This is a genomic window from Aeromonas sp. 130281 (assembly GCF_056642115.1).
Genome location: NZ_JBWVQS010000009.1, coordinates 12,897 through 27,341 on the forward strand (window position 1 = coordinate 12,897; position 14,445 = coordinate 27,341).

Annotated in this window: 11 protein-coding genes; 4 read left to right on the top strand and 7 right to left on the bottom strand. The window is 64.2% G+C overall.

Annotated elements, in window-relative coordinates; genetic code table 11:
- Nucleotides 1-69 precede the first annotated feature (69 nt).
- Entirely contained in the window at nucleotides 70-792 is a 723-nt protein-coding gene (locus AC1IN8_RS18335) for a head GIN domain-containing protein (protein ID WP_479760039.1), read from the top strand.
- 64 nt (nucleotides 793-856) lie between these two features.
- Here AC1IN8_RS18335 and AC1IN8_RS18340 read toward each other — a convergent pair whose 3' ends face one another.
- The 3 genes from AC1IN8_RS18340 to AC1IN8_RS18350 form a co-directional block, all read right to left on the bottom strand.
- Nucleotides 857-1,363, bottom strand: a complete 507-nt coding sequence (locus AC1IN8_RS18340; protein ID WP_479760041.1) for a DinB family protein — start codon at nucleotides 1,361-1,363, stop codon at nucleotides 857-859.
- Nucleotides 1,364-1,443: 80 nt separating this feature from the next.
- The gene (fghA, locus tag AC1IN8_RS18345) at nucleotides 1,444-2,298 is read right to left on the bottom strand and encodes an S-formylglutathione hydrolase (RefSeq protein ID WP_479760043.1); all 855 of its coding nucleotides are present in this window, start codon (nucleotides 2,296-2,298) and stop codon (nucleotides 1,444-1,446) included.
- 51 nt (nucleotides 2,299-2,349) lie between these two features.
- Nucleotides 2,350-3,477, bottom strand: a complete 1,128-nt coding sequence (locus AC1IN8_RS18350; protein WP_247627671.1) for an S-(hydroxymethyl)glutathione dehydrogenase/class III alcohol dehydrogenase — start codon at nucleotides 3,475-3,477, stop codon at nucleotides 2,350-2,352.
- Between the two features lie 119 nt (nucleotides 3,478-3,596).
- Between AC1IN8_RS18350 and AC1IN8_RS18355 the strand changes: the two genes are divergently transcribed.
- Nucleotides 3,597-4,502, top strand: coding sequence for a LysR substrate-binding domain-containing protein (locus tag AC1IN8_RS18355; protein ID WP_479760045.1), 906 nt, complete (start codon nucleotides 3,597-3,599; stop codon nucleotides 4,500-4,502).
- A 514-nt stretch (nucleotides 4,503-5,016) separates the two neighbouring features.
- Nucleotides 5,017-6,198 (top strand): M28 family metallopeptidase, encoded by a 1,182-nt coding sequence (locus tag AC1IN8_RS18360; protein WP_479760047.1) that lies wholly within the window; start codon nucleotides 5,017-5,019, stop codon nucleotides 6,196-6,198.
- 77 nt (nucleotides 6,199-6,275) lie between these two features.
- On the opposite strand, the gene AC1IN8_RS18365 is transcribed toward AC1IN8_RS18360, so the two are convergent.
- The 4 genes from AC1IN8_RS18365 to AC1IN8_RS18380 all read right to left on the bottom strand — a co-directional run bounded on the left by AC1IN8_RS18365 (nucleotide 6,276) and on the right by AC1IN8_RS18380 (nucleotide 11,118).
- Entirely contained in the window at nucleotides 6,276-7,241 is a 966-nt protein-coding gene (locus AC1IN8_RS18365) for an ABC transporter permease (RefSeq protein WP_025325295.1), read from the bottom strand.
- A 2-nt stretch (nucleotides 7,242-7,243) separates the two neighbouring features.
- The gene (locus AC1IN8_RS18370; RefSeq protein ID WP_202047911.1) at nucleotides 7,244-8,362 is read right to left on the bottom strand and encodes an ABC transporter permease; all 1,119 of its coding nucleotides are present in this window, start codon (nucleotides 8,360-8,362) and stop codon (nucleotides 7,244-7,246) included.
- Nucleotides 8,363-8,444: 82 nt separating this feature from the next.
- A complete protein-coding gene (locus AC1IN8_RS18375; RefSeq protein WP_139437734.1) occupies nucleotides 8,445-10,022 on the bottom strand; it encodes an ABC transporter ATP-binding protein in 1,578 nt (525 codons plus the stop codon).
- A 97-nt stretch (nucleotides 10,023-10,119) separates the two neighbouring features.
- Nucleotides 10,120-11,118, bottom strand: coding sequence for a BMP family lipoprotein (locus AC1IN8_RS18380; protein ID WP_005326140.1), 999 nt, complete (start codon nucleotides 11,116-11,118; stop codon nucleotides 10,120-10,122).
- Nucleotides 11,119-11,527: 409 nt separating this feature from the next.
- On the opposite strand from AC1IN8_RS18380, the gene uvrD reads away from it, so the two are divergent.
- On the top strand, nucleotides 11,528-13,699 hold the full coding sequence (gene uvrD / locus AC1IN8_RS18385; protein WP_479760049.1) for a DNA helicase II: 2,172 nt from the start codon (nucleotides 11,528-11,530) through the stop codon (nucleotides 13,697-13,699).
- Nucleotides 13,700-14,445: the final 746 nt, after the last annotated feature.

Genomic DNA, 14,445 nt, shown 5'->3' on the forward strand with positions numbered 1-14,445 from the left:
AATTGCCCCTGCACCAGGCTGTGCGGACCCAGGGGTCGCACTTGCCAACACACAACGAGGAGAGTGGCGATGAAATGGATGATGGGAGCCGTGCTGGCCCTGGGGCTGGGTGGTTGCAGCTGGCAGGATGACGTCAAGGTGAGCGGGGCCGGGGCCCTGGTGGAGCAGCAGCACCCTCTGGGCCGGGAGGTGACCCGGGTGCTGGCCGGGGTGCCCGCCAATATCCATCTGGTGGCGGGGGAAGAGAGGAGCATCTTGATCCGCGGGCAGGGGAACCTGCTGCCTTATCTGGAGCTGACCGAGCAGGAGGACAAGCTGGAGATAGAGGTGAAGGAGGGCTACCGGCTCGATCCCCCCGAGCCCATCGATATCACCATCACCCTGCCCGAGCTCCATGAGCTGGCGCTGGCGGGCCTGGCTCGCGGCGATCTGAGCGGTTTTTCGGGAGACGAGCTGGTACTGTCGGTGGCCGGCCTGGGGGATATAGTCGCCAGCCAGCTGGCACTGGATCGACTGGAGGGCAATATTGCCGGTGCGGGCAGCCTGGATCTGGGGCAGGGCTCGGCCAGGGAGGTGGAGCTCAACATCGCCGGTGCCGGTGGTGTGTCGGGCGCGCAGTTCAGAGGAGAGGAGGTCGAGGTCAATATCGCCGGCAGTGGCGACGTGGCAGTGAATGCCAGCGCGTTGCTGAAGGTCGGCATCGCCGGCTCCGGCTCGGTCAGCTATCTGGGCAACCCCAGGCTGGAGAGCGAGATCGCAGGGTCCGGCGCCATCTCCCGGGCGGGAAGCTGAGTATCCGGCGCGATGACAGCTAAATAACAGGCCCATGCAGGGCCTGTTTTATTATCCATGGTTCTCACTCGAGGGGCTGCGCGAGCTCCAGATCCGCATTGAGCCGCATCAGCAGCCACTGCATGCCGGCGAGGTGCTGGTGGTCGTGGCTGACGAGCAGGCGCACCAGACCGTCCAGGGTCACCTCCCCATAGCCGCCATAGCGGGCACGCCGCTGCCAGGCGCTGGCGGGCAGTGCCCTGAGCCATTCCACCGTCTGCATACGGGCGGTGCGAAAGCGGTCGAGCTGCACCGCAGGATCCTGCCGGGGGTAATCATGGTCCAGCGCCAGCTGATAGCCATCGAGGGAGGCGAGCGCCGGCAGGCTCTCTTCCAGGGTACGGCGAAAGCGCACCTGGTAGCCTTGCGTCTCGATGTCCAGCAGGTGGCAGAGGTGTCCCCGGGCGCTGAAGCGCTCTGAGGGGATCCCGGCCCAGTTGGCGGGCTCCCAGTCCAGCTGGTCGGCGGGCACCTGTGCCAGCAGTCGTGCGAACTGGTCCGGCATGGCCAGCAGCGTGGTGAAGATCGTCATCCTTGTCTCCCTGTTCCCTTGTTTATGGCCGCCCGCGGTTGAGGGGCGGGCGACCATGGGGGGGCCTGTCCGCCCCCTGGTCAGCCCTGGGCTGGCTCGCCGAGGTGGCTAGCGTGAAAGTGCAGATGCTCCTCGATGAAGCTCGCCACGAAGTAGTAGCTGTGGTCATAGCCGGCATGGCGATGAAGCGCCAGGGGCCACTCCTTGGCGGTCGCGATCTCGGCCAGGGCGTCTATGCCGAGCTGCTCCGTCAGGAAGGGGTCGTCCAGCCCCACGTCCACCCGGGTCGGCAGGGGTTGGCTGTCGTGGTGGCGCAGCAGCTGGCAGGCGTCCCACTCCTGCCACAGCAAGGGGTTGTTGCCGAGGTAGGCGCCGAGGGCCTTCTGGCCCCAGGGGGCGCGGCTCGGGTGGCTGATGGGGCTGAAGGCCGACACCGAGCGGTAGCGACCGGGTTCCCGCAGGGCGGCGATGAGCGCACCGTGCCCCCCCATGGAGTGGCCGCTGATGGCGCGCCTGGTGGAGACCGGGAAGTGGGTCTCGATGAGCTCGGGCAGCTCCCGGGTGACGTAGTCATACATCTGGTAGTGCGCCCGCCAGGGGTGCTGGGTGGCGTTGACATAGAAGCCGGCCCCCATGCCGAGATCGTAACCGGGATCGTCCGGTATCCCCTCGCCGCGGGGGCTGGTGTCCGGTGCCACCAGGGCGATGCCGAGCTCGGCGGCGATGCGCTGGGCCCCCGCCTTCTGCATGAAGTTCTCGTCGGTGCAGGTGAGGCCGGAGAGCCAGTAGAGCACGGGCACCTTCTGGCCGGTGAGGGCCTGGGGTGGCAGATAGATGGCGAAGCGCATCTCGCAATCGAGCACTGTGGAGGGGTGGCGATACTGCTTGTGCCAACCGCCGAAGCTCTTGTTGCTGCTGATGATGTCCAGATTCATGGAAGGACTCCTTGCCCCGCCCATGCATCGATGGGCGGGGCTCTCATGGGATCAGTAGTGGATGACGGTGCGGATGCTCTTGCCTTCGTGCATCAGATCGAACGCCTCGTTGATCTGCTCGAGGGGCATGGTGTGGGTGATGAAGTCATCGAGGCGGAATTCACCCTGCATGTAGCGCTGCACATAGCTCGGCAGTTCGCTGCGACCGCGCACCCCGCCGAAGGCGCTGCCGCGCCAGACCCGGCCGGTCACCAGCTGGAACGGACGGGTGCTGATCTCCTGGCCGGCGCCGGCCACGCCTATGATGACCGACTCGCCCCAGCCCTTGTGGCAGCATTCGAGCGCCGCGCGCATCACCTTGACGTTGCCGATGCACTCGAAGGAGAAGTCGACGCCGCCGTCGGTCATCTCGACGATCACCTCCTGGATGGGCTTGTCGAACTTGTTCGGGTTGATGCAGTCGGTGGCGCCCAGCTTGCGGGCCAGCTCGAACTTGCTCTCGTTGATGTCGATGGCGATGATGCGGCCGGCCTTGGCGAGGCGCGCGCCTATGATGGCGGAGAGGCCTATGCCCCCCAGCCCGAAGATGGCGACGCTCTCACCCTCCTTCACCTTGGCGGTGTTCATCACGGCGCCTATGCCGGTGGTGACGCCGCAGCCCAGCAGGCAGACCTCTTCCAGCGGGGCGGCCGGGTCCACCTTGGCGATGGAGATCTCGGGCAGCACAGTGTATTCGCTGAAGGTGGAGGTGCCCATGTAGTGATAGATGGGCTGGCCGTCTTTCGAGAAGCGGGTGGTGCCGTCCGGCATCAGCCCCTTGCCCTGGGTGGCGCGGATCTTCTGGCACAGGTTGGTCTTGCCGGACTTGCAGAACTTGCACTCGCCGCACTCGGGGGTGTAGAGCGGGATCACGTGATCCCCCACCTTGACGCTGGTGACGCCCTCGCCGACGGACTCGACGATGCCGCCCCCCTCATGGCCCAGGATGCAGGGGAAGACCCCTTCAGGATCTTCACCCGAGAGGGTGAAGGCATCGGTGTGGCAGACGCCGGTGGCGACGATCCGCACCCGCACCTCGCCAGCCTGGGGCGGCATGACCTCGACCTCTTCGATGGAGAGGGGCTGACCCGGTCCCCAGGCGATGGCGGCTTTACACTTGATGCTCTGAACCTGTGCCATGAATGATGTCCTCGTGGTTGTGTGGGTGAACGGAAATGAGTTCGGACATTCAGTGTAGTTTCCCGCCGATTTGGTGATAATAAGGCTAAATATCAAATCACTTTTACACACGGGTAATAATGTTCGGCTGGGAAGGGGTCTGTGAATTTGTCAGCGTGGCGGAGCAGGGGGGCTTTACCCCGGCGGCGCGCAAGCTGGGGGTGTCGGTGGCGCAAGTCAGCCGGCAGGTGGCGCAGCTGGAAGACAGGCTGCAGGCCAAGCTGCTGCTGCGCACCACCCGCCAGGTGCGGCTCACCGAGCTCGGCGAGATCTACTTTCGCCACTGTCGCCAGTTGCTGGACAACCTCTACGAGGCGGAGCTGGCACTGGGGCGCCATCAGGCGGTGCCGCAAGGGTCCCTGCGCATCACGGCCCCCGTCTCCTATGGCGAGAGTCGCATCGCCCCCCTGGTGAACGACTTCATGGTGCGCTTCCCCCAGCTGGAGGTGACCCTCAACCTCACCAACCAGTTGCTGGATCTGGTGCACGAGGGGTTCGATCTGGCGATCCGCCTCGGCCACCTCAAGGACTCGACCCTGGTGGCCCGCAAGCTGGCCCAGCGGGTGCCCTATGTGTGCGCCTCGCCGGCCTATACCGCCCGCCACGGCATGCCCAACAGCCTCTCGGAGCTGGCCCGCCACCACTGCCTGGTGGGCAACGGCGACGAGTGGCACTTCACTCTGGACGGTAAACCCCACAGCGTGCGGGTGCGCGGCCTGCTCCACTGCAACAGCGGCCACGCCCTGCTGGACGCGGCGCTCAAGGGGATAGGCATCATCCAGCTGCCGGACTACTACGTGAGTGACCACCTGGCCCGGGGGGAGCTTATCGAGCTGTTGCCGGAGCTGCGGGCGCCCGAGGAGGGGATCTGGGCCCTCTATCCCCACAACCGCCATCTCTCCCCCAAGGTGCGGCTGCTGGTGGACTACCTCGCCGAGCGGCTCAGCGATCCCGCCCAGCCGGCGCTGGTGCGCCCCATAGGCTGACGCCCGGATGACAACACGCGCCTCATCAACAAACGCTGCCCCCTGTTGGAAGGCCAGTCCAGAGGCTGGCCACCGCCGTGAGGGGGGGCCATCATGGATGCCCCAGCCACACCTGCCTTAGCTTGCGCCAGCGCCCTGTTGCTCACATGAACTGACCGCTCGCCCTTCGATGGCTTCATTGACCACCAGGTTGTCGCGATGTCGTGGCTGCCCCCTCGGCTATCCGCGCCGATATGGCACAGTTTGACTCCCTTTGTCAGCCCCCCAGCCTGGGCTGTCATCGTTCTGTCCGGCGGGCACGCCCTGTGGAACCCCCTCGCCAGCACAAAGCTCCGTCCGCCCCCCTGATACCGGCGCAGTAGACAGCAGATCCTGCAGCGGCCCCCACCGGACGGGGGGACGGCCGCGCCAGACGGGCAAATTCGCCGGTCAGCCTCCTTGGCTAGACTGGACCGGTCGTCTTATGACACCCATTTGGCACATTTGCCCGCCACTCTATCTGGAAGGATCCGATATGAAACCCTTGTTGACCGCCCTCTTGCTCCCCCTGCTGCCCCTCGCCGCACAGGCCGCCGAACCCGTCTGGATCACGGTCGGTGCCGACAGCGGCGTCGAACTCAAGCAGGTCAAGGCCAGGCTGGCCCCCCTGTTCAGCGCCAGCGGCGCCCCCATCCAGCTGGCCCAGGTCGAGGCGAGCGAGCTTGGCACCCTCTCCCACCTGATGCACGAAGGGCACCAGCGCTGCGGCGGTTACGTGGTGCACAGCACCCTGGCCGACGCCCTGCAGAGCATGGCCCAGCCCATCAGCCAGAACCTGTTCAGTGCCCCGCCGCTGACCCAGGGGGCCAGCGTCAACCGGCTGCTGCCCCATCTGGATCAGGGCAAGATAGTCGGCACCATCAGCCAGCTCTCGAGCTGGCGCAACCGCTACTACACCACCACCACAGGGGTGCAGTCGGCGGACTGGGTGGCCGGCCAGTGGCAGAGTCTGAGCGCGACCCTGCCCTGGGCCAGCGTCAGCCGGGTCAAGCACAGCGGTTATCCGCAGCAATCCGTGGTGTTGACCCTCAAGGGCAGCCGCTACCCGGACGAAGTGGTGGTACTCGGCGGCCACCTCGACTCCACCGCGGGATCGGCCCCCAACAACCGTACCCTGGCGCCGGGCGCCGACGACGATGCCTCCGGCATCGCGACCCTGACCGAGGTGCTGCGGGTCATCGCCGAGCAGGGCCGCCAGCCGGAGCGCACCCTGCAGTTCATCGGCTATGCGGCGGAAGAGGTGGGGCTGCGCGGCTCCAAGGACATCGCCACCCGCTACAAGGCGGCCAATACCAAGGTGCTGGCGGCGCTGCAGCTGGACATGACCAACTACCAGGGCTCGGCGGAAGATATCGTCTTCATGACCGACTACACCGACCAGGGGCTGACCGGCTATCTGGCCCAGCTGCTCGACGCCTATCTGCCCCAGATCCGCTACGGCTATGACAGCTGCGGTTACGGCTGTTCGGATCACGCCTCCTGGCACAATCAGGGCTACCCGGCCGCCATGCCGTTCGAGTCGCGCTTCAACGACTACAACCCCAAGATCCACACCGCCCAGGACACCTTGCAGAACTCGGATCCCTCGGCCGCCCACGCCCTCAAGTTCGCCCAGCTGGCCACCAGCTTCGCCATCGAGATGGGCAAGATAAACTGAGGCGTCTGGGGGGATGAAGCACGCAAAAAAAGGCCCACATTCGTGGGCCTTCTTGCATTTTTGGTATGGGCGAAGCGCTATTCCCGCTCCTTGACATAGGGGGTGCCGAGCGCCTTGGGGGCCACCGCCTTGCCGATGAAGCCGGCGAGCAGGAAGACAGTCAAGATGTAGGGCAGCGCCTCTATGGCCTGCACCGGGATCGGGAAGTCGCCTATGCTGACCCCCTGCAACCGGATGGCGACCGCGTCGAGGAAGCCGAACAGCAGGCAGGCCGCCATGGCGTTCCAGGGGCGCCACTTGCCGAACACCAGGGCCGCCAGCGCCATGAAGCCCTTGCCCGCGCTCATGTTGGGGATGAACTGGGCGGTCTGGGCCACCGCCAGATAGGTGCCCCCGATCCCCGCCAGCAGGCCGCCGATGATGAGCGCCGTGTAGCGCATCCGCACCACGGAGATACCTGCGGTATCCACCGCCGCCGGGGCTTCGCCCACCGCCCGCAGCCGCAGGCCGAAGCGGGTGCGGAACAGCACCCACCAGGCCAGGGGCACGGCGGCGAACGCCACGTACTCCAGCAGGGAGTGACCGCTCAACAGCTCGCTGTAGAGCTGGCCGATGACGGGCACGTCATAGAGCTCCTTGGCGAAAGGCAGATCGATGGGGGCGAAGCGGGCATCGCCGGAGAGCGCCGGGGTCTGACCCCCCTGATCGAACCAGTAACGGCCCAGGGTGACGGTCAGGCCGGCCGCCAGTATGTTGATGGCCATGCCGCTCACCACCTGATCCCCGCGGTGGGTGATGGTGGCGAAGCCGTGCAACAGGGCGAACAGGATGGAGACACCCACCCCGGCACCCAGCCCAATCCAGGCGGAGCCGGAGACGGCAGCCGCGGCCGCACTGGCGAAGGCCGCCGCCAGCAGCTTGCCCTCCAGGGCGATGTTGACCACCCCGGAGCGCTCGCAAAACATCCCCGCCATGGCCGCCAGAATAAGCGGCGGCGCTGTACGTATGGTGGCGTCCAGCATCAGGATCAGCATTTCGAACATGATCAGACTCCCTTCACTTGTGCGGTTGAGCGGTTGGCAAACGCCAGGTAGGCCTGCTCGATGCGCGGACGCAGCATGTGCTCAAGGGCGCCGCAGAACAGGATCACCAGACCCTGCAGCACCACGACGATGTTGCGATCCACCCCGAACTCGAAGCTGAGCTCGGCGCCACCCTGATAGAGGAAGCCGAACAGCAGGCTGGCGATGATGACGCCGACCGGGTGGTTGCGACCCATCAGGGCCACCGCTATGCCGGTGAAGCCGAAGCCTTCCACGAAGTTGAGCTTGATCTGGTGCAGCTCCCCCTGCAGCACGTTGAGGGCGAAGAAGCCCGCCAGCATGCCGGAGATCACCATGGCCAGGATCACCACCTTGGGGTAGGAGATGCCCGCATAGGCGGAGGCGCTCTGGCTGGCGCCCACCGAGCGGATCTCGTAGCCCCAGCGGGTATGCCAGATGAAGACCCACACCAGGGCCGCGCAGATCAGCGCCCAGAAGAAGCTGATGTTGAGGGGGCTGTTCGGCATCTCCACACCGAAACCGGCTGCCAGTTCGCTCATCTTCGGCAGCCAGCTCGCCACGGCGAACACCTTGCTCTCCGTGGCCATGGATCCTGGCGGCTTGAAGACGTCGACCAGCAGGTAGGCCATCAGGGAGGCGGCGATGAAGTTGAACATGATGGTGGTGATGACGATGTGGCTGCCCCGCTTGGCTTGCAGCCAGGCCGGGATGAAGGCCCAGGCCGCACCGAACAGGCCACCGGCTATGATGGCGAGCGGCAGCAGCAGGGCGAACGGCAGCACGTCCCCGAGCAGCAGACAGACCAGCCCCACACCCAGGCCGCCGATATAGGCCTGCCCCTCACCGCCGATGTTGAACAGGCCGGCGTGGAAGGCCACCGCCACCGCTAGACCGGTGAAGATGAAGCCGGTGGCGTAGTAGAGGGTGAAGCCTATCCCCTCGCCGGTGCCGAAGGCGCCGTACCACATGATCTCGGCGGCATCGATCGGGTTGATGTCGAGGTAGTAGAACAGGATGGCCGACACCAGGAAGGCCAGCAGGATGTTGACCGCGGGCAGCACGCCCACGGAGATCCAGGCAGGAATACGTACTTGGCTCATCAGTGGGCCTCCTTGGCAATCTCGTCAGGCACGGGTGTGTTGACCATCATCAGACCCCATGTTTCACGGCAGGATACCTGGTTCATGATGCGGCTCCTTCGGGTTGGCTTGCCGCCACCTCGTCGGGAACGATATTTGCCATCATCAGACCTATGGTGCGCTCATCCGCCTTGGCGCCATCCAGCTCGCCGACGATGCGGCCGTCGGCGATGACCAGGATGCGGTCGGACAGGCTCATGATCTCGTCGAGCTCCACCGACACCAGCAGCACCGCCTTGCCCTTGTCGCGCATGGCGATGATCTGCTGGTGGATGTACTCGATGGCGCCGATGTCGACGCCCCGGGTCGGCTGGCCGACCAGCAGCACATCCGGGTCCTGCTCCACTTCCCGGGCGATCACCAGCTTCTGCTGGTTGCCGCCGGAGAAGTTCGCGGTCTTGTGCTCCGGGCTCGGCGGGCGCACGTCCCACTTCTCCATCTTGGCCTGGCAATCCTGACGGATCGCCTCCTTGTCCTGCAGCCAGCCCTTGTTGTACTGGGTGCGGCGGTGATAACCGAGGATGAAGGCCTCTTTCGCCTCGAAGCGATTGATGAGCCCCATCTTGTGGCGGTCTTCCGGAATGTGGCCGAGGCCGAAGTTGCGCACCCGCTCCGGATCGGCGGGATGGCTCAGGCTCACCTCGTGGTTCTGGGCTCCGGCGATGGTGAAGCTGCCCTTGCTGGGCTTGAGGATGCCGCCGAGCAGGCTGAGCAGCTCGGACTGGCCGTTGCCGGAGACCCCGGCGATGCCGACCACTTCCCCGGCGCGCACCGCGAAGCTGACGGACTTGACCCGCTCCACCCCGGCGTCATCGACGTAAGAGAGGCCATCGACCTTGAGCTTGGCTTCGCCCGGCTGGGCGGTGCCCTTGTCGACCTTGAGGCGCACCTTGCGGCCCACCATCAGCTCGGCGAGCTGCTCCTTGTCGGTGTCCTTGGTGGCGACGTGGGCCACCATCTCGCCCCGGCGCATGATGGAGACCTGATCCGTGATGGCCAGGATCTCCCGCAGCTTGTGGGTGATGAGGATGATGGTCGCCCCCTGATCCCGCAGCTTTTTCAGCACCTCGAACAGGTGATCCGCCTCCTGCGGGGTCAGCACCCCGGTGGGCTCGTCGAGGATCAGGATGCGGGCGCCGCGATAGAGCGCCTTGAGGATCTCGACCCGCTGTTGCAGGCCCACCGGCAGATCCTCGACTTTCTCGTGCAGCGGCACCTCGAGACCATAGTCCCTGGCCAGCTCGCCGAGCAGTTTCTCGGCCGCCGCCAGGCTCTTGCCCAGGTGCCAGCCGTTTTCCGCGCCGAGGATCACGTTTTCTAAAACAGTAAAATTGTTCACCAGCATAAAGTGCTGGTGCACCATGCCCACCCCTGCGGCAATCGCATCTTGGGATCCATGGGGTTTGAAGGGGTTGCCGTCGATCAGCATCTCGCCTTTGTCGGCGTGGTAGAAACCGTAGATGATGCTCATCAGGGTCGACTTGCCGGCGCCATTTTCGCCGACGATGCCGTGAATGCTGCCTTTACGAACCTGAAGGTCGATCTGCTTGTTGGCGTAAACCTCGCCAAAGCGCTTATCGATACCTCTTAATTCGATGGCATAGCGATCTGTCTGGTCCATGATGCAGTCCTTGCGGGTCATGAAGTAGAGACTAAAAACCGGCCCGTGCGGGCCGGTCTGGGTTGAGAGTCGTAGCAGAGACTCGGTACTCGCAGTATCAGTACTTACAGGAGTTGTCGCTCATGTAGTCGTGTACCTTGATCTTGCCGGCGATGATGTCGGCCTTGATGCTCTCGACCTTGGCTTTCATCTCCGGGGTGATCAGCTTGGCGTTGTTCTCGTCCAGCGCCCAGTCAACACCGCCTTCCGCCAGACCCAGGGTCTGGATGCCCGGCTTCCAGCTGCCTTTGGCGGCGTCATCCCAGGACTTGTAAGCGGCCAGGCCAACATCCTTGACCATGGAGGTCAGCATGGTGCCAGGTTGCAGGTGGTTCTGGTTGGAATCCACGCCGATGGCCAGCTTGCCTTCGTCCTTGGCAGCCTGGTAGACACCGATCCCGGTACCGCCGGCGGCGGCATAGACAACGTCGGCGCCCTTGGCGAACTGGGACTTGGCGAGCTCCGCACCCTTGGCCGGGTCAGCAAAGGCAGCCGGGGTGGAGCCGGTCATGTTCTGGTACACGTCGATCTTCGGATTGATGTACTTGGCACCCTGCTCGTAGCCGCACTGGAACTTGCGGATCAGCGGGATGTCCATGCCGCCCACGAAGCCGACCTTGCCGCTCTTGGAGGCGATGGCTGCCAGGGCACCCACCAGGAAGGAGCCTTCATGCTCCTTGAAGATGAGGGACTGTACGTTCGGCTTGTCGACCACCATGTCGATGATGGTGAACTGGGTTTTCGGGAATTCGGTGGCAACCTTCTCTACCGCGGAACCCATGTTGAAGCCGACGGCGACGATGGGGCCGTTGCCACGGCTGGCCAGACGGCGCAGACCCTGCTCGCGCTGGGCTTCGTTCTGGGGTTCGAACTCTTTGACCTTGACGCCTTTGTCCTTGTTGTAGACTTCGACGCCGTTGCGGAACACGGCTTCGTTGAAGGACTTGTCGAATTTGCCAGCGGTGTCATAGATGACGGCGGGCTCGGAGGCTGCCTGGGCAGAAAGGGCAGCGAGGGTGAGGGCGGCCACGGTGGCCAGCTTGAGCACTTTAGTCACGATCGTATCCTTGATTGTTATGTGAGGGTCCACAACCTGTCTTGGCAGGTCATAAAGCACGCTGGCTAACTGTAAGTGAGCCAGCCTGTGGGTCAAGGGGATCATAGAGGAAAAACGTTTGCGTTAACGGTTTGAAATATAAGCAAATTGCTTTATAAGTGTTTGTTTTTAGGTTTGTTTGCAGAGTTAAATGCTGCGATTAATAGGCGCCAAATGACATTTGTGTTTCTATTCATGAGGTTATACGCAAGCGTTTTCCTCCGGCGATGAAAAAAGTGGTTTCCATCGGCACCAAATTCGGCGGCCAGAGCGCTTCTCTCGGCAGGGGCGCGCAGGCGCCGCACCTCGACTTGGTCTCTGGCCGCTCAGGCCGTATAATCCCCGCCTGTATAAATAAACAGGAGTGGTGATGGACGTTTCAACCCTGCTCGACGGGCTCAACGACAAGCAAAGAGACGCGGTGGCGGCCCCTCGCAGCAATCTGCTGGTGCTGGCGGGCGCCGGCTCGGGCAAGACCCGGGTGCTGGTGCACCGTATCGCCTGGCTGATGCAGGTGGAGCGTTGCTCACCCTTCTCCATCATCGCCGTGACCTTTACCAACAAGGCGGCGGCCGAGATGCGCGGCCGGGTCGAGAAGGTGATCGGCGACGGCGTGCGCGGCATGTGGATAGGCACCTTCCACGGCATCGCCCACCGCCTGCTGCGGGCCCACCATCTGGATGCGGGCCTGCCCCAGGATTTCCAGATCCTCGACTCCGACGACCAGTACCGCCTCATTCGCCGGGTGCTCAAGGCGCTCAACCTCGACGAGAAGCACTGGGCCCCCCGCGCGGTGATGGGCTACATCAACGGCAAGAAGGACGAAGGCCTGCGCCCCGGCGACATCGACCTCTACGGCGACCCCGTCACCCGCACCTATCAGCAGATCTACAAGACCTATCAGGAGACCTGCGATCGCTCCGGTCTGGTGGACTTCGCAGAACTCCTGCTGCGCGCCCACGAGCTGTGGCTGAACAAGCCCCACATCCTCGAGCACTACCGGGATCGCTTCCAGAACATCCTGGTGGACGAGTTCCAGGACACCAACGGCATCCAGTACGCCTGGCTGCGGATGCTGGCAGGGGAGTCCGGCAAGGTGATGATAGTCGGCGACGATGACCAGTCCATCTACGGCTGGCGCGGCGCCAAGATAGAGAACATCCAGCGCTTCCTGACCGACTATCAGGGCGCCGAAACCATCCGTCTGGAGCAGAACTACCGCTCCACCGCCAACATCCTGAAAGCCGCCAACAGCGTCATCGCCAACAACGCCGAGCGCCTCGGCAAGGAGCTGTGGACCGAAGGGGCCGAGGGGGATCCGATTTCGCTGTATGCCGCCTTCAACGAGGTGGACGAGGCGCGCTTCGTGGTGGGTCGCCTCAAGGACTGGAAGGAGAAAGGCGGCCTGCTCGCCGACTGCGCCATCCTCTATCGCTCCAACGCCCAGTCCCGGGTGCTGGAAGAGGCGCTGATGCAGGACGCCATGCCCTATCGCATCTACGGCGGCCTGCGCTTCTTCGAGCGCCAGGAAATCAAGGACGCCATGGCCTACCTGCGCCTCATCAACAACAGAGGCGACGACGCCAGCTTCGAGCGGGTGGTCAACACCCCGACCCGCGGCATAGGCGATCGCACCCTCGAGATCCTGCGTAACAACGCCCGGGATCAGGGCCAGAACCTGTGGCAGTCGGCCAAGACGCTGCTGAACGACAAGGTGCTGACCGGTCGCGCCGGCAACGCGGTGCGCGGCTTCGTCGATCTCATCGATGCCCTGGAAGAACAGGTCGGCATGCTGCCCCTGCACCAGCAGGCGGATATCGCCATCCAGAACTCCGGCCTCAAGGCGATGTATCTGGCGGAGAAGGGCGAGAAATCCCAGGCGCGGGTAGAGAACCTGGACGAACTGGTCACCGCCTGCCGCCAGTACCAGCGCCCGGACGAGCTGGAAGACATGAGCGACCTCTCCGCCTTCCTCGCCCACGCGGCGCTGGAGTCCGGCGAGAATCAGGCGGACGAATATGCCGATGCGGTGCAGCTGATGACGCTGCACAGCGCCAAGGGGCTGGAGTTCCCCCTGGTGCTGCTGGTCGGTGTGGAAGAGGGCATGTTCCCCAGCCAGCAATCCACCGAGGAGTCGGGCCGGCTGGAGGAGGAGCGGCGCCTCTGTTACGTCGGCATGACCCGCGCCATGGAGAAGCTCTACATCTGTTATGCCGAGAGCCGCCGCATCTACGGCCGCGAGATGTTCCACAAGCCGAGCCGCTTTATCCGCGAGATGCCCGCCGAGTGTCTGGAAGAGATCCGGCTGCGCACCCAGGTCAGCCGCCCCACCCAGTACGGCCGCTTCAGCCAGAATGAGGTGCAGCAGAGCTTCGACGCCAGCGGCATCAAACTCGGCCAGCGGGTACTGCACCCGAAATTCGGGGAAGGGATAGTGCTCAACTTCGAAGGGGTCGGCCAGCAGAGCCGGGTGCAGATCCAGTTCGACGACGTCGGCGCCAAATGGCTGGTGACAGCCTATGCCAGATTGGAAGCGCTCTAATCCCCTCACCCTAGCCCTCTCCCAACGGGAGAGGGGATCATCCCCGAGATAGTCTTTGCCCCCTTCTCCCCATGCGGGAGAGGGGCTTGCTCCCGTGATCGTCTTTGCGCCCTTCTCCCCTTGCGGGAGAGGGGTCTGTTCCCGAGATAGTCTTTGCCCCTTTCTCCCCTTGCAGGAGAGGGGCCTGTTCCCGAGATAGTTTTGCCCCCTTCTCCCATGGCGGTAGAAGGGCCTGTTCCCGTGATCGTCTTTGCTCCCTTCTCCCCTTGCGGGAGAAGGCTCTGTTCCCGTGATCGTCTTTGCTCCCTTCTCCCCTTGCGGGAGAGGGGCCTGTTCCCGTGATCGTCTTTGCTCCCTTCTCCCCTTGCGGGAGAAGGGTTGGGGATGAGGGGGTTCGTAAATGGCTTTGTATCTTGGCACGGCTGGCGCCGTGCAGGACGCGAGGGTGTGACCCTCGACAGGGTTTCGCCCGCCCTTCGGGCTGGGGCGAGTGACTTTGGAAAGACCCAAAGTCACCAAAGGTCTTCTCCCCCGCCAATCCGCTGGCTTCGCCAGTGCCCTCGGGCCAGAGCCAACGTCGGACGGGCCGCCGCAGACGGCACATCCCTGTGCCGGCTGCGGCTACGCCATCATCCCTGATGGCGTCCCTGACGTTGCCTCTGACCCTCGGCGGATTGGAGGGGGATCAATACCGTGCCTACCTGTGGCGTTTGGGGCATCACATATAGCTGCATTAGTAAGAACTA

What these genes read in the sequence shown, in the direction of transcription:
- AC1IN8_RS18335 (WP_479760039.1), top strand. Translation starts at nt 70, where the DNA reads ATGAAATGGATGATGGGAGCCGTGCTGGCCCTGGGGCTGGGTGGTTGC.
- AC1IN8_RS18340 (WP_479760041.1), bottom strand. Translation starts at nt 1,363, where the DNA reads ATGACGATCTTCACCACGCTGCTGGCCATGCCGGACCAGTTCGCACGA.
- fghA (WP_479760043.1), bottom strand. Translation starts at nt 2,298, where the DNA reads ATGAATCTGGACATCATCAGCAGCAACAAGAGCTTCGGCGGTTGGCAC.
- AC1IN8_RS18350 (WP_247627671.1), bottom strand. Translation starts at nt 3,477, where the DNA reads ATGGCACAGGTTCAGAGCATCAAGTGTAAAGCCGCCATCGCCTGGGGA.
- AC1IN8_RS18355 (WP_479760045.1), top strand. Translation starts at nt 3,597, where the DNA reads ATGTTCGGCTGGGAAGGGGTCTGTGAATTTGTCAGCGTGGCGGAGCAG.
- AC1IN8_RS18360 (WP_479760047.1), top strand. Translation starts at nt 5,017, where the DNA reads ATGAAACCCTTGTTGACCGCCCTCTTGCTCCCCCTGCTGCCCCTCGCC.
- AC1IN8_RS18365 (WP_025325295.1), bottom strand. Translation starts at nt 7,241, where the DNA reads ATGTTCGAAATGCTGATCCTGATGCTGGACGCCACCATACGTACAGCG.
- AC1IN8_RS18370 (WP_202047911.1), bottom strand. Translation starts at nt 8,362, where the DNA reads ATGAGCCAAGTACGTATTCCTGCCTGGATCTCCGTGGGCGTGCTGCCC.
- AC1IN8_RS18375 (WP_139437734.1), bottom strand. Translation starts at nt 10,022, where the DNA reads ATGGACCAGACAGATCGCTATGCCATCGAATTAAGAGGTATCGATAAG.
- uvrD (WP_479760049.1), top strand. Translation starts at nt 11,528, where the DNA reads ATGGACGTTTCAACCCTGCTCGACGGGCTCAACGACAAGCAAAGAGAC.